Below are 16,502 nucleotides of genomic sequence, written 5' to 3'. Positions count from 1 at the left end.
CAAGGAAAAAACCAGGCGCTCCATACGCAAGGCCGACCAGATGTGTTCCTAAGCAGGAACATGGAGGCGCTCCATGCGCAAGGCCGACCGGATGTGTTCCTACTTAGGAACACGGAGGCGCTTCATGTGCAAAGCCGGCCGGCTTTGTTCCTACTTAGGAACACGGAGGCGCTTCATGTGCAAAGCTGGCCGGCTTGGTTCCTACTTAGGAACACGAAGGCGCTCCATGCGCAAGACCGGTTGGATTTGTTGCTAAGTAGGAACATGGAGGCGCTTCATGCGCAAGGCCGTCTGGATTTGTTCCTACTTAGGAGCACCCAGGCGCTTCATGCGCAAAGCCGTTCGTTACGGCACCGCCGGCAGGGGGATATCGATCGCGAGCAGGCAGCCGGCGCCGCCGTTCGCGGAGACGGCGAACGTTCCGCCGTGGCGCTCGACCCGTTCCTGCATTGCCGTCAGGCCGAAGCCGAACGGTCCGGCTTGGTAAGGACGCCCGTCGCTTGCCAGACGGAAGCGAAGCCGAGCATCCGCGACGCCTAGTTGGAAGGCGAACGTCCGGCTGTCGCCATGCCGAATCCCGTTCGTCAGCCCCTCCTGCAGCGCCCGGTACAGCGTTGCGCAGAGCGCTTCGTCCAGCGCAGGCAACGGCTCGATCGCGTAATCGACGGCAATGCCGGTCATCTCCTCCGTCCGGCGAAGCAAGCTGTGCAGCGCCGGGAGCAGCGCTTCCTGATCATCGGCCGTCTTCAGCATCCGCACCGTGCGCCGGATCTCATCGAGCCCTTCGCGTACCGATTCGCGGGCGGCGTCCAGCTTGCCGGCAGCCCGCTGCGGATCGTCGTCGAACAGCAGCTTCGACGCTTCGATCTGGATCATGGCGGCCGTCAGCGTGTGGCCGACCTGGTCGTGCATGTCATGCGCGATCCGGTTGCGCTCTTCCAGCACGGAGACTTCCGCAAGCGCGTGCGCCGTCTCGTGCACGGAGTCGATCAACTGCCGGTTGGCATGCTCCAGCTCGGCCGTGCGCTCCTTCACGAGCCGCTCGAGCGAACCGGTCAGGCGCGACAGCTGCAGGTGGACGCGCACGCGGGCAAGCATGTCGTCCAAGACGACGGGCTTGATCAGATAGTCGTTCGCGCCGGCATCGAAGCCGGCCGCGATGTCGGCCGGACTGCCGGTCGCGGTCAGCAGCAGGATCGGCAGAGCGCCGGCGTCATAAGACTTGCGCAGCGTCCGGCATAGGTCGTAGCCGTTCATGATCGGCATCATGACGTCCGCGATGACCAGATCTGGCTTGCCGTTCGCGGCGATCCACGCCAGCGCTTCCCGGCCGTCGGCCGCCGGGACGGTTTGCATCCCTTGCAGCGACAGCAGATTGGCCAGGACCTGGCGGTTGATCGCATCGTCGTCGACGATCAGGGCGACGGCAGCCGCCAGATCGGCGTTCGGCGTCTCATGCGACGGCACAATAGCGCCAGCGTTCACCGATGCTTCATCTGCAAGCGGGCGTTGAACCGATCCCGGCTCGGCAATCCTCGCGACTGCCCCGACCTGGACCGTCGCGACTGTTCCGGCTTCAGCCAGTGCCGCCGCTGCTGCTTCTGCTGCAGCTTCTGCTACTGCTGCTTCTGCTACTGCAGCTTCTGCTACTGCTGCTTCTGCTACTGCAGCTTCTGCTTCGACGGCCGTCGCTTCGGCCGCCGCCATTGATACTGCAGTAGCCGTCGAGGCCGCCGCCTCGCCGCGCTCCGCGATCGGCAGCGAGAACGTGAACACGCTGCCTCGACCTGGCTCGGACAAGCAGGAGAGCGTGCCGCCGTGGAGCTCGACGAGCTTCCGCGCGAGCGGCAGGCCAAGTCCTGCGCCGCGCAAGCCGGCTTCGCCCTGCTCGAATGGCTCGAACAGCCGCGGCAGCTCCCGAGGATCGATGCCCACGCCCGTGTCGGCGACCGAAACGTGCAGTTCCCTGCCGACCGGCTTGGCCGTCACGCGAATGACGCCGGCATCGGTATACTTGATCGCGTTGCCCATCAGGTTGAACAGCACCTGCTGAACGCGGTTCTCGTCTGCGAAGACGAGCGGCGCATCGTCCGCGATGTCGATCAAGACGCGCAGCCCCTTGTCCCGGGCAAGCGGGGCCACGAGCGCGGCGACGACGCCGGTCAGCGGCGCCAAGGCCATCGGCTCGCGTTGCAGCCGCAGATCGCCGTGCTTAAGCTTGGAGATGTCGAGAATATCGTCGACCATGTGCGAGAGCCGCTTGCCGCTGACGGCGATCATCTGCAGCTGGTCGGCAATCGGCTCGCCTACGGGGCCGGCGGCGCCGCGCGCGAGCGTATCCGCGATGCCGATAATGCCGTTCAGCGGCGTGCGCAGCTCGTGCGACGTGTTCGCGAGAAAGTCGTCCTTAAGCTTGTCGAGCTCCGTCAACCGGTTGCTCTTTCGTTCTAACTCCTCGGCGTGCCGTTCGGCTTGGGCGTACACGGCCCGTACCCTCTCCCTAAGCACCATCCCCATGCAGAACAGCAGCACGAAGAAGGCATGCATGAACCGGCTTTGCTCGAAAATAAGGCGGTCCAGCCACCACCACCAGATGCCGGCGGCCGAGAGGCAGTAGACGGCCAGCACGGGACCGAGGGCGGAGAAACCGGCCAGGTACCAGAGCGCTTCCGGACTCCGCCGCTTGCGGTAATGGGCGACGGAATGCGCAAGCACGATCGCGATGATCGGAATCATGAGCAGGAAGAAGACCGTGTTCGTCGCCGGATAGGCAGGCGGATCGAACAGGGCGGCGCCGATCATGACGGCGAAGAACGGCGGCATGGCCTGCCACAGCCGGCGAACGATTTTCCGGTAGCCCGGACCGAATACGGATTCGTAGAACAGGAGAAAGCACATGACGCCAAGCGGCACGAACGCGTTCATATAGTAAGGATAAAGGTACGTATCCGCGAACAGCTGCAGGAAAGGAAACGACCGGCCGACGCACAGCGACGCGATGTAGAGGGCGAACAGGGAGAAATAAAGGTAGCTGCGGTCTCTGCGGGAAAAGAAAAAAACAAGCGCCCCCGCGCCGATCAACGCAGAGACGAAACCGAGCGCGATCAAATAAGCGTACTCTCCGAACAACGCGGCAAGCTGATCGGCGTAGCTGCGGATATAGATTCCGCCAACGCCTGCATATTCGTTGTCTTTGTATACGCGGATATATAGGGTGCGGTCGGTGGCCGCGTCGAGCGGCAGCGGCGCGCGCCCCAGGCTGGAGCCGGGCACGATACGGCGCTCGTACGGCTCGCGCATGCCGCGCTCCAGAAGGACGGAGCCCTCCAGATAAACCTCGTAGTGCAGCATTCCCTGGACGAACAAATTGGGGTCGCGCCACCGGTTGTCCGGAAGCTCGAGCGCATACCAGAAATAGCCGGTCGTCTTGCGACCGCGGTATTCCTGCCATACGTCCGCCGCGCGGCGCCAGGAAGCTCCTTCAAGCCGATCGCCCGGCAGGTCGCCGACGTATGCGCGGAGATTGTCCTGCGCGCCGACCGAATAGACGTTAGCGTAGGAAGGCGTGACGCGGTGGTCGAGGACCGCGAACGGCACGAGCGGCACGATCGTGATCGCCAGCACGATCAGCATGACGATATACGGTTTGGTCTTCGACAACAACATGAAACTCTCCATTCCGGCTCGTGGATGTACGGCTGCGCCGTAGCACCATCATCGCCGCTTCTTTCGTCGCGTGACCAGTGACGGCGGTCATGGTTCTGGTCACGATCGGCCGTTCAGCAGGGCGCAGTCCCTTTCCGGCGTCAATCTTCGTCCCGGTTCCCCGGCTCCCCTTCCCGCATCAGGCCCTGCAGCAGCAGGAGCGCCTTGGCGCGATCGTTCGTGCCGATTTTCTGGTAGATGACGCTGACGTAATTTTTCACCGTGCCTTCGCTCATGAAGAGAAATTCCGCCATTTCCCGGTTGCTTCGGCCTTCCAGCATGAGCAGGATCACCTTTTTCTCGCGGTCGGTAAATCGGATCATTTCTTGGCGAAGCCGCTTCGGATCAAGCACGTCGGCAGGCGCCTTCGACAGGAAGGCGAGCCGCGACGCAAGCTTCGCGGCGACGGAGGCCGGCAGTATGAGCTGGCCCTTGACCGCGTCCCGGATCGACTCGACGATCTTGAGCGCGGGCAGATCCTTCAGCAGATAACCGCAGGCGCCGTTGGCCAGGGCATCGACGATATACTCGTCCTCGGCGAAGGTGGTCAGGATCAGCACGGCGGTGCCGGGATGCTCCCGCTTGATCGTCTTGGCGCTCTCGATGCCGTCCCGACGGGGCATTCGAATATCCATCAGCACCAGATCGGGACGCAGCTCGCGGACAAGCTCGCAAGCCTGCTCGCCGTCCTCGGCCGCGCCGACCACTCGCATATCTTTTTGCAAATCGATGATCGTCTGCAGGCCGTCCCGCATCAGCGTCTGATCGTCGGCGATGACTACGCGAATCATTAGAAAAGAACAACCTCCGCCTCCACGTTCGATTTTCCTATTATACCGCTGCGCGCGCCTATGCGGAGCGATTTTGACAAATTTCGTCATCATGACGCCGGTAACTGGTCATTTTCGCAATAGGCCCTACAATATAGCATGGAAGAGTAGAATGCCATAAGGGGAGAAGCGGCATTTGAGAGGATCGACGTTTAATCGCGCGGAGGGGAAAACAAAAAATGAATCGCAAGTTTAACATGCTGCTAGGCAGGATTATGCGCGGTCTTATGCGCGGAACCGTCCTTTCGCTTGGGGCGGGCGGCCGTGCTTTTCGCGGCTGGCGCATGCGTTTCGCATTGGCGGCAGTCGTGTGGATGGCCGCGGCGGCGCTCGCGTCGACGGCGCAGGCGGCGGACGAACAGACCAAGCTTACGGCGGTCGCCGTACAGGTGACGGCAGGCGACACGGGCGTCGTCTACCAATCGTTCGCGAACCGGTATGTCGTAGGGCCTAACGGCTGGATGGAATGGAAGATTACCGTGAAAGAAAAGCTGGCAGGGTTCACCGAGGGCGCCTTATACGATTTTGATAAAGAGAGCGCATTGAACTGGTGGGAGCACAAGCGGGCCGTCATTAAGAAGCAGGAAGGCGACCATACGCTTGTGCTGCGTTTCGATCCGGGGACTTCCAGTCCGAGCGGGCCGCTGACGCTCGACCGCAAGCTGGCGCTCGACGGCCAATACGGCTCGGTCAAGTACTATGCCGTCAATCCGGACAACGGACAATCGGTCCTCAAGTCGACGACCGCCATCGACCTGTCGGGCGTCGGCGGCATGGCCGCGGTTCAGTTCAAACGGGAATATCCAACGCTGACCATCACGCCGAATCCAGCCGATCTTCAGCGCAGCGGACAGGCGCCGGGCGGCTTGTCCGTCGACCGGATCATCGTCGACGTGAAGGACGCCGTGCTGGACCCGCAGGATTTCGAGTTCAAGTACAGACTCAATGCCGGCATGTACAGCAAATCGGCCGATTGGACGACGATGTCGGAGCGCAACTTCATTGCGGTGCCGCCGGAGGCGCGCGGCAAGGCGGCGCACGTGGACATCGAGGTGAGGGACCGCGGCGGCAACTGGCGGCCCTACACCTACTTTTATCCCGGACCCGGCGGATTCGCCGAATCCCGCGTCACGATCAACCCGTTCTACGTCATCGGCGGCGGCTCCGGCGACGCGGGAAACCGTTACCTGCGCATGCTGGACGCGACCGGCATCGATGCGGGGGTACGCGTGGACATGCTGCGTACGGCGGTGTCGGACTTCAAGTTTCTGAAGCAAACGTACGAGATTCCGAGAAACACATACACGTGGCTTTCGGTGTTTCTGTACAGCACGGCGCAGAAGTCGACGAGCGGCTACGCGGGCTATGCGGACGTCGATCTGACGAAGAGCGGCTACTTGTGGAGCGCCAGTCCCGATTTGCCGGCGGATGACCTGCCGGTAACGCCTTTTTCGGACACTTATCGCGCCGTCGAGACCAATCCGCTGAACGGCCGTCAGTATGAAGGCCACTGGGCCGTCCTGGCCAATGCGAATACGTCCGCGCTGCGCGAAGGGACTTACTATTTGTACGTCAAAGCCGTCGACGCCGTAACGGGCGGCTTTATGTGGCAGAAGGTGTATTACGACTCGGACCGGTTCTTGACCGACAAGAGCGCGACCAACTTCGAGCCGGTCAAGCTGGTGAAGGATACGACGCCGCTTACGATCGACTTTGCGGACCAGCCGCTCGCCCGCGGCGATTACGTCATGCAAGCCGAAGTAGGCGACAACACCGGGCTGGGCGCCGTGCAGTACCTGGTCAGCGAGTACGATTTCTGCGCGCGCAGTCCGGGCGCGTGCGAGTCGATGGGCGCCAAGTGGACGGACGTGCCGCTGGCCGCCGGCGGCAAGACGGCGCATGTCGGCATCGACACGGCCCCCTATTATACGGACCGGTCCGGATTCCGTCTCTACGTCTACGTAAGAGGCGTCGAGCAGCGGCACAAGCAGCCGCCGTACAACAACGATCCGTTCGCGGCCGGCAACAAAGCGAACATCGTCACCGCCGCGTCTTCCTATTACGTACTTCGGGGAAGCAATAAGCTGGAATTAAAGGCGACCTACGTCGATCGGATCGACGCGCAGGGCCGGCTGGCCTCGGCGCCGGAGCACCGGCTTCGGCTGTACGCGCACGCGGCGGGCTTGCTGGCCGCCGAAGGCGACGTGCGTTACCGGATCGAGCGGGCCGACGGCACGGTCTTCAAGGATTGGGCGAACGTGCCGAGCGGGCAGGAAATCGTGCTTGCCGGCGCGGACGGCGAATACCTGCTGCGCGCGCTGGCGCTGGATGCGGAAGGGGCGACCGTAAGCGAGGCGTACACGCAGGCCTACGTAATCGGTCCTGCGGCGTCCATCACGGCCGTATCGGCCAGCTTCGGCACGACGGAGATGACCAGCCGGGACGTGACGCTGACGTTGACGACGGGCGTACCGGTGAAGATCCTGAATTGGGAAGGCGTCGACCCCGCAGCCGCGGACAAGTCGCATACGCTTGCGATCAAGGAAGCGACAGCGCCCGGTTCGCCCCTCTCGATTCTGATTCAGCCGGAAGGCGGAGAGGCCGAGTCGATCCGGGTGTCGGTCGGACAGATCGACAAGAGCGGTTTTACTCATCTGGCGGGAGGCGGCTCGGTCATCTATTCGGTCAGCCAGCCGACCGCGGGAGAAGTGACGGCTTATATGTACGTCGGCAAGAAGGTCAAGCCCGGCGTCGGCGACGGCATCACTTACCGGAACGGCTGGGTGTCCTATACGTTCGCGGCGAACGGCGAGCATCTTTTCGAGGTGGAGGATCTGGCCGGCAACGCGCTTCAGGGCTATGCGAACGAGGATAACCGCAAGGCGGCCGTGACGTGGATCGACAGTTCCGCGCCCGCCGTATCCGTCACGTACAGCACGGCGGCGCTGACGAACAAGCCGGTTGCGGCGACCGTGCAGCTCCCGAGCGGATTTACGGTGATCAACAACGGGGGAAGCGCCTCCTATACCTTTGCGGCAAACGGCGAGTTCGTCTTTCTCGTCAAGGACGGCAACGGCGTCATCCGCGAGTATAAGGCTACGGTTGCCAATATCGACAAGGAACCGCCGGTGCTCACGCTTAATGGACCGCTGACTTATCCGGTCTATCAGGGACTGCCGTTTTCGTTCGACGAGCCCGGCTTTACGGCCGTCGACAACCGGGACGGCGATGTATCCGCGAAGGTCAGCGTGTCCAGTCAGGTCGACGTCTACAAAGGCGGCTATTACGAGATCGTCTACACGGTCTCCGACAGCGCGGGCAACACTGCGCGCGGGGTGCGGGGCGTGTCCGTCATGGAAATGAACGGGATCAACGTGTTCGTCAACGGCATCCGGCTGCGCGGCGACGTCGCGGTATCGCGAGGAACGCTGCGCTTCGATATTGCCGGCCAGGAGAGCGACGAGATGGTCTTCAAGTATCTTCCCGGCAAGCATGCGGCGGGCGCCTTCAAGAGCGGCGGCACGCCGATCGACGGCCGGACGCTTACGCTTAACGAAGCGGGCTGGTACACCTTCTACGTTCAGGACCGGGAGCGGCGAACCTTCGTCGGACAGATCAATGTGCAGTAGGAAAAGGGAGAGAACGGATCAATGCGCATGCGATGGATGAAAACGGCTGCGGCGGCAATCGCGGTCGCGGTGACGGTCTCGGGCCTTGCGCCCGGGTGGGCGCTGGCCGCCGGACGGCCTCAGCTCTCGGACGATGTGCTTCGCGTCAGCGTGAACGAGCAGAACGGGCGGATCGGCGTGGGAACGACCGGCGGCGATCCGGTTCGTGCCGGGGACGAGGATCAGCCGCTCGTCTACAATCCGGAAATGCCGGAAACGTCGTTTACGAGCTTTCGGATCGACGGCGAGGAAGCGATCTACGGCCATGACTACGGCCCGGCAGCGGCGCCGTACGGCTACTTCGTGCAAGCGCCCGCCGTCGAAGGCGACCGGATCGTGTCGGTGTGGCGATACAGGGGCGTCGACATCCGCCAGACGGTCGAGCTCGTGCCGCAAAGCGACAAGACGCTGCCTGCTGGCAATGCCAAGCTGTCTTACCGGGTGGACAACAAGTCCGGCAAGAGCGTCAAGCTCGGGACGCGGATTCTGCTCGACGTCAAGGCCGGGGACAACGACGGACCGCTGCTGATGGCGCCGGGAGAGCTGTCCCCGGTCCTCGGCGAACGCGAATTCGGTCCCGCCGACGTGCCGCTGTACTGGCAGGCGATGGACGACATCGACAATCCGTCGGTTATCGCCTACGGCACCTTGTACGGCTTCGGCGAGAAGAAGCCTTCGCGCGTCATTTTCGGCCACTGGAACGGACTGTCGGCGACAAAATGGAAGTACGACTGGAGCCAGTGGACCGATTATACGGCCGACGGGGGGCTGTACGGAACGGCGGACAGCGCGGTTGCCGTCTACTGGGACGAAGCCGCCCTGGCCGGCGGCGCGTCCGCGTCGTTCTCGACCTTGATCGGGATGGGCGAGATGAAGCAGCGGCAGGCGCTGCTCGACAATATGGCGGTTACCGTCTCGGCGCCGCAGAAGGTGACGGCGGAGGCCGGCGGCCAAGCGTCGTTCGAGCTGTCCGCAGAGCTGGCCAACAACCTGCCCAAGTCGGTCGCCCAAAGCGACGTGCGCGTCGAGATCGTATATCCGGGCAGCGCTACGTTGACCGGAGGCAGCCAGAGCGTCGCTTATATCCCGGCGGTCGCCAAGGGCGAGCGGCTCTCCTTCCGCTGGCGGTTCGTCGCCACGGGCGCCGACGCGGTCAACGTCTTTGCCTTCAAGGTGCGGATTACGGTAGGCGATCCCGCCGCGCCCGGCGTGAAAATGCGGGAGGAGACGGCGCATATCGTCGTGCTGAACGACTTCCGGCAGCCGCCGGATATCCAGTTCACGGCCGTCGCGCCGAACCGCATGTACGAGAAAGAAACGTTCCGCAAGGCGGTCATCTACGGCAGCAACCTGAACTTTCTCAAGGACGCCCCGGACCGCTGGCACGTCTATATCCAGGCGGCCGGCGGCGTGCGGACGAACATTGAATCCAAGTACGTGACCGTCGACAGCGACAGTCAGCTGTCCGTCATGCTGCCGCAGCTGCCGCTCGGTTCTTACGGCATCGGCGTGGAGCACGATCTGAGCAAAGGCATGTACCGTCCCGACGCGATCCGCATTACCGACGACATCTCGGTCATGAAGCGCGGGTACGGCACGCTCCTGATCACGAAGAAGGATCTGCTCAAGACCCGCACGGACATCGGCGGGCAGTATACGCTGCGGACGAACAAGATTTATTATGCCAAAGGCGGCGCGCTGCCGTCCGTCCCGGCCGGCGAGGAGGAAGTGCTCCGCATCCAGGGCAACATTCAGGACATGGGCGACGGGACGTATTCCGTCGTGCCCCATCCGTCGCAGGCGGTATCGCTCGGCAACGTGCTGAAGCTGACCGTGTCCGAATTCGATGCGGACTTGCCCGGCGAGATCGTCGTCAAGCCGGTCGCGTACGAATACGAAGACAACGGCCTCGTCTACGACAGGGCGACGCAAGCGGTCGTCAGCGGCAACGAGCAGAGCCGCATTTACCTGAAGCAGCTGACGAATCTTCCGAATTCGCCGCTTATTTGGAAGGATGCCTTCACCTTCAACGTCAACGATATGAAAATCAAAAATCCGAACGTATTCGGGTTCAGCGACGACGCCCAGGCGATCGTCGGACCTTATGTGCTCGGCATCAAACAGGTGTCGGTCGTCTACGACCCGGACGCGAAAAAATACGCGGCCGAATTCAAAGGCTCGCTCGACATTTTGTCGATCATGAAGACGCTGTACCGCTTCTTCGGGGCGAGCAACAATGCCGTATTCAGCAAGCTGCTGTATGCGGAGGTGGCGGTCGACAAATTCCGCGTGTACGAGGACGGACAGATCAAGTTCGCGCTGGAAGCGGGCGTCGGTCTGCCGCAGATGAAGATCGGGCCGTTCGTCACGTCGGACAGCCTGAATCCCAATCAAACCGGCGGGGTCGAGGGGCGGCTGCGCATCGATTCGATCCAGAACCTGTACAGCATCTATGCCAAGTTAAGCCTGCCGAACCTGGAGTCCGTCCCGACAGGCTCGGGCGGCAGCTTCAACCGCAACTCGCGGATCCAGGGGAAATTCGGCATCTTCGCCGTGCCGACGCCGGAGGGCGGAGCGATCGTCTTCCCGGACGAATTCATGGCCGAGTACGCGGATAACGCGGGGTTCATCAACATCCCGAACATTCCGCTGACGATCAATCAGCTGGGCGGGGAGATCAAGGGTCTGCATACGATCCGCGACAGCATCTCCAAGGGCATTTATCCCGACTTTGGGGGCAGCTTCTGGTTCGGCGTGACCGATACGGTGTCGCCTGTCCTGCTCGGCAAGCGGGCACTCAGCGCATCGAACGTCAAGCTGTCCATCGGCGCGCGGGAAGCATCCTTGAGCGGGACGGCGAACGTGTACTTTTTTCCGATCGCCGACATGACGGGCAAGATCATGTTCTATCCGGTGTCCGGGGCGCTGGTCGGCGGGCGCATCTCCCTGCTCGACGTTATCGTCGGCCAGGCGTCGGTCGAGCTCAGCTACAACAACGAATCGTCGCAATTTTATTTCGGCGGCTACGTCCGGGGTTCCGTCCAGCTGCCGCCGTATTCGCCGATCTTCCCGGGGCTGAAGCTCGCGGACGCGTCCGCGGCGCTGAACACGAACTTCGTTCAGGCGTACGCCAAGGCGCTGAACACGATTCCGGTCGGCGTGCGCTACACGTGGAGTACGCAGCAATTGCAATTTTTCAATCCGGATCAGAAAGGGTTCTCCACGGTGTCGGCGCTGTCGGCAGCAGGCGCGGCCGATCGCGAACGGCTGGCGATCGGCACGAATCTGAAGCAGCTTCCGGTCAAGAAGGCATCCGGCGCCGTGCGGACGCTGGCCGCGAAAACGGCGTCGACGTTCGAATCCGCCGGCGGCGAAGCGCTGCTCGTTCAAGCGAAGTACGCGAAAGGGAGCGAAATCGCCTTGACGCTCGCCGATCCGGACGGCGCCGAGGTCCCGCTGGTCGAGGACGGAGACGAAGCGAACGTGTACCGCAGCGAGTACGTCGATCCGGACAGCGGAGAGGTTCAGAGCTATATCGCGATCGCGGTACCCGCCGAGCGGAGCAAAGCCGGCACCTGGACGCTGACGAGCAGCGTGCCGGCTGAATTCGAAGCGTTCGACGCCGCGCCGACGCCGGAGATCGAGACGATTCAAGCGGTGCAGGACGGCGGCCAGGCGGCGGTCGATCTCGCGTTGACCCGGACGCCTGCGGACGGGCGGACCAAGGTCGACCTGTATCTGCAAAGCGTCGACGCCGCGAAGCCGTTCCTCTCACGGGTCGCTGCGGAAGAGACGCTCGCGGACGAGGAAGCGACGCTTCGTCCGGCGCTGCCGGACGGCATCCCGAGCGGCTCCTATAAGATTGTGGCGGTGCTGAAGCAGTACGACGCCGGCGGCGCTCTATTGCAAAACAGCTTCCGCGATTCCGCGCCCTTCGCCGTCGCGAACCCGAAGGTGCCGACCGCGCCGGGCAACGTGACGGCCGAGGCGATCGGCCGCGGCGCGCTGAAGGTCGAATGGGACGCGTCGGCAGGCGGGCATGTGGCCGGATACTATATTTTCACGGTCGATGGGGAAGGGAAGCCGGCGGACGGCTCGAACTGGACGTTCGTGCCCTACGAAGAAGGCACGGAGCGCTACGCGACCGAGATCCGGGGCTGGACGCCCGAGACGTACCGCATCGTCGTGCAGGCGGTAAGCGAAGCGCCCGGCGGCACGGCGAACGATCCTTACGAAGGGTATCCTGCGGCAGGTTGGGCATCCGTCGACGATCCGCTCAAGCTGGGCCAATACACGGCCGCATGGGCGCCCATCGCGGGCATCTCGGAGTATGTCATCCGGCTCACGGACGCGAACGGCGAATCGTATGCGATTCCGTATTACGGCGAGCCCAACGCCAGCGACGAGAGCGACGGCGATGACGACGGCGACGGCGACTATTATCAGACGACGCTGTATGGCTTGCCTGCCGGCAAATCTTTTAATATTACGGTAAACGGCGTCGTAGAGCAGGATCTCGAAGCGAAGGCCGTGCAGGCCGCCGAGGCCGGCGCCGGCAAGAAAAAAATCAGCTGGGACAAGGTCGAAGCGGACGGCGTGCGTTCGTACACGATCTACGGAAAGCCGGCGGACGACAAGGCGCCCGTCGTGCTCTTCGAGCATCCGGTACCTTCCTCCGGTCAGCCGGAGCGGTATGCGGACATCGCGGTCGACGGCTTCGCCGCAGGCACGGATTACGATATCTCGGTTATCGCCAATGTGGCCGAAGAGCGGCCGGAGCGCTATTTCGGGGAGTGGTCATCGCCTGTCGAGCTGAAGCTGCCGGTGCCCGATCCGCCCGCGTTCGACCTCAAGGTGCAGCCGGTCGATCCGGCAGGCGGCGTCGTGCGGATGGACCGGGATGCGGAGGGCTTGCCGTATTTCCGCAGCAGCACAGGCGACGTGACGCTCGGCTTTACGAGCGACGAGGCGGTCCGGACGGAAGTTCGGGTGAACCCGTCCATGTACGATCCCGCCGCCGAGCCTGATGTGTACGCGGGTGCGGCGTGGACGACGAATGTCGTGCTTAAGGAGGGCACGAACGAGATCGAGGTCACCGCATACGACGGCGACGGCGACGCCGACGAGAAGACGTACCGGGTCGTCGTGAAGGAGAACGGGCCGATGCTGGCGGTGGACGATCCGGCGTTCCCGGACGGCCAGGTCGAGCTGACGGGCCAGACCGACATCGGCGCCGGCGTGACGGTGAACGGCTACCCGGCCGAGGTGGATGACGCGGGACGCTTCACTTACCGGCTTCCGCTGCCGGAAGAGCAGGCTTTTGACGTCGAGATCGTGGCGTCCGATGCGTTCGGCCAGGATAACGCGTACGTCCAGCGGCTCGTCAATCCGAAGGTCGGGCGCATCGAGAAGGTCGTCATCGGCATGCAGCGCGAGATGAGCTCGGCATCCAGCCAGCCGCTTCGTCTATACGCCTACGACGGCGACGGCCATGCGGTGCGGCTGCCGAACGATGCGGTCGAATGGACCGTTCTATCGGGCGAGCAGTACGCGGAGATTGCCGGCAGCGAACTGAAGGGGCTGCGGCAAGGACAGGCGGTCGTGTCGGCCAGCTATCGGGTGAACGAGCAGTATGCATGGACGGATTACGGCGTCTTCGACATCGATCAGCACAGCCTTGTCGCGATGACCGATCTGGATGCGGTGACGGCCGATCTCGGCACGCTTGCCGTTGGTTACGCAGCGGATGAAGGGCCTGCCGGCGTGACGAAAAACGTCGCCCTGCCGGCCGCAAGCGCGAACGGGACGACGATCGAATGGTCGTCCGACAATCCGCAGGTCATCGACGCAGAGACGGGCAAGGTGAGCCGGCCGACGTTCGAAGCGGGCGATGCCGCCGTGACGCTGACGGCGACCGTCGGCAAGGGAATCGTCAAGCAAACGAAGACGTTCCTTGTCAATGTGTCGAAGCTTCCGGAGTCGGGGGGACATATGACCGATCTGCAAGCGGTCATGGCCGATCTCGGCGCGCTTGCCGTCGGCTATGCCGAAGGCGATGGACCGACCGGCACGACGAAGAACGTCTCGCTGCCGACCGCGAGCGCGAACGGCACGACGATCGTCTGGTCGTCGGATGCTCTGCAGGTTATCGACGCGGCGACCGGACAGGTGAACCGGCCGGCGTTCGAGGCGGGCGATGCCGCCGTGACGCTGACGGCGACCGTCACGAAGGGCGTCATCGAGCAAACGAAGACGTTCCTTGTCAACGTGTTGAAGCTCGCGGAGACGGGCGGCAATAACGGCGGCGAGATGACCGATCTGGAGGCGGTGACGGCCGATCTCGGGTCGCTTGCCATCGGATATGCGGGGGGCGACGGGCCGGCTAGCGTGACGAAGGACGTCGTGCTGCCGACCGCGAGCGCGAACGGCACGACGATCGTCTGGTCCTCCGACAAGCCGCAGGTCGTCGAGGCGGCGACCGGTAAGGTGAACCGGCCGGCGTTCGAAGCGGGCGACGCCGCCGTGACGCTGACGGCGACCGTCACCAAGGGCATCGTCGAGCAAACAAGGACATTTTCCGTTAAAGTGTTGAAGCTTGCGGAATCGGGCGGCAATAACGGCGGACAGATGACCGATCTGGAGGCGGTGACGGCCGACCTCGGTTCGCTTGGCATCCTGTATGCAGGGGGCGACGGGCCGGCTGGCGTGACGAAGGACGTCGTGCTGCCGACCGCAAGCGCGAACGGCACGACGATCGTCTGGTCGTCCGACAAACCGCAAGTCATCGATGCGGCGGACGGTAAGGTGACCCGTCCGGCGTTCGAAGCGGGCGATGCCGCCGTGACGCTCACGGCGACTGTCACCAAGGGCGCCGTCAAGAAGACGAAGACGCTTGTCGTCAACGTATTGAAGCTCGCGAAGACGGGCGGCAATAACGGCGGCGAAATGACCGATCTGGAGGCAGTGACGGCCGATCTCGGTTCGCTTGTCGTCGGTTATGCGGGAGGGGACGGGTCGGCCGGCGCGACGAAGAACGTCGTGCTGCCGACCGCGGGCGAGAACGGCACGACGATCGTCTGGTCGTCGGACAAGCCGCAGGTCGTCGACGCGGCGACGGGGAAGGTGAGCCGTCCGGCGTTCGAAGCGGGCGACGCCGCCGTAACGCTGACGGCGACCGTCGCCAAGGGCGCCGTCAAGAAGACGAAGACGTTTGTTGTCAACGTGTTGAAGCTCGCGGAGGCGGGCGGCAACAACGGAGGCAATAACGGCGGCGAGAACGGCAATAACGGCGGTACGGACCAGCCTGCCCAACCGGCCGAGCAAGCCGGCTGGCGCATCGATCCGGCCGTCGGAGGCACGATCTCCGGATCGGGCGCTTCGATTCGCTTCCCGGCAGGCGTCTTTCCCGCAGCGTTCCGCATCAATATCGCGACGCTGCCGGAGGAGACCGGCAGCCGGCTGCCCGATGCGTCGCGCCGCGTAAGCCGCGTATACGACATTACCAAGTCGGCGTCAGGCATGTTTCTGAAGCCGGTCACGATCACGCTGCCGTTCGACAGCGTACGGCTGGACCCGAAGGCCGACACGGTCGCCGTCTATTGGCTTAACGAGGTGACCGGCGAGTGGGTGCCGCTGAACAACGCTTCGATCGACCGGGAGCGCGGCACGGTCAGCGGCGAGACGATTCATTTTACCAAGTTTGCCGTACTGACCGCTCCGGGACAGCTTCCTTCCGGAGAACCGCTGCCCGCGCTCGGCGACATATCGGGCCACTGGGCGGAGGCGAGCATTCTGAGCATGGTCGGCCAAGGCTATGTCAAAGGCTATCCGGACGGCACGTTCCGTCCGAACGCCAAAGTGACGCGGGCGGAGTTCGTGCAGCTGGTCGTCCGGGCCTTCGGCATCGCGGAGGCGGACGCAGCGGCCGGCACTTTCCGCGATACGGCGGGTCATTGGGCGCGCGGGGCCATTGCCGCGGCCCAAGCGGCCGGCATCGTCGACGGCTATGAGAACGGCACGTTCCGGCCGAACGATCCGATCACCCGCGAGCAGATGGCCGTCATAATGGCGCGGGCGCTGAAGCTTCAGCCGGCAGATGCCGGCGGTAAGAAACCTGTTTTCGCCGATCGTGCTGATATCGCCGATTGGGCGCTGGCATCGGTTCTGGCTGCGACGGAGAAGGGCTTGTTTAACGGCTACGAGGACGGCTCGTTCCGCCCGCATGCCTATGCGACAAGAGCGGAGACGGTCGAAGTGCTGAGACGCGCAATAGATCTTCGCAAATCATAATGATTAAAAG

General features: G+C 63.4%; 4 protein-coding genes. 2 read left to right on the top strand and 2 right to left on the bottom strand.

Annotated elements, in window-relative coordinates; genetic code table 11:
- Nucleotides 1-345: 345 nt before the first annotated feature.
- Nucleotides 346-3,660: an ATP-binding protein gene (locus ACFOTD_RS25460; protein WP_378122756.1), complete on the bottom strand. Its 3,315-nt coding sequence runs from the start codon at nt 3,658-3,660 to the stop codon at nt 346-348.
- 146 nt (nt 3,661-3,806) lie between these two features.
- Nucleotides 3,807-4,496 (bottom strand): response regulator, encoded by a 690-nt coding sequence (locus ACFOTD_RS25455; RefSeq protein WP_378122755.1) that lies wholly within the window; start codon nt 4,494-4,496, stop codon nt 3,807-3,809.
- A gap of 218 nt (nt 4,497-4,714) precedes the next feature.
- Between ACFOTD_RS25455 and ACFOTD_RS25450 the strand changes: the two genes are divergently transcribed.
- Complete coding sequence (locus tag ACFOTD_RS25450) at nt 4,715-8,164, top strand: DUF5011 domain-containing protein (protein ID WP_378122754.1); 3,450 nt, start codon at nt 4,715-4,717, stop codon at nt 8,162-8,164.
- A 21-nt stretch (nt 8,165-8,185) separates the two neighbouring features.
- Nucleotides 8,186-16,492 carry an immunoglobulin-like domain-containing protein gene (locus ACFOTD_RS25445; protein ID WP_378122753.1) on the top strand — a complete coding sequence of 2,769 codons (8,307 nt, stop codon included), beginning with the start codon at nt 8,186-8,188 and terminating at the stop codon, nt 16,490-16,492.
- The last annotated feature ends 10 nt before the right edge of the window (nt 16,493-16,502 follow it).

This window comes from Cohnella sp. GCM10012308 (assembly GCF_042649185.1).
Classification (GTDB): Bacteria; Bacillota; Bacilli; order Paenibacillales; family Paenibacillaceae; genus Cohnella.
The sequence above is the reverse complement of the archived record's forward strand: the minus strand, read 5'-3'. Positions and strand labels throughout refer to the sequence as shown.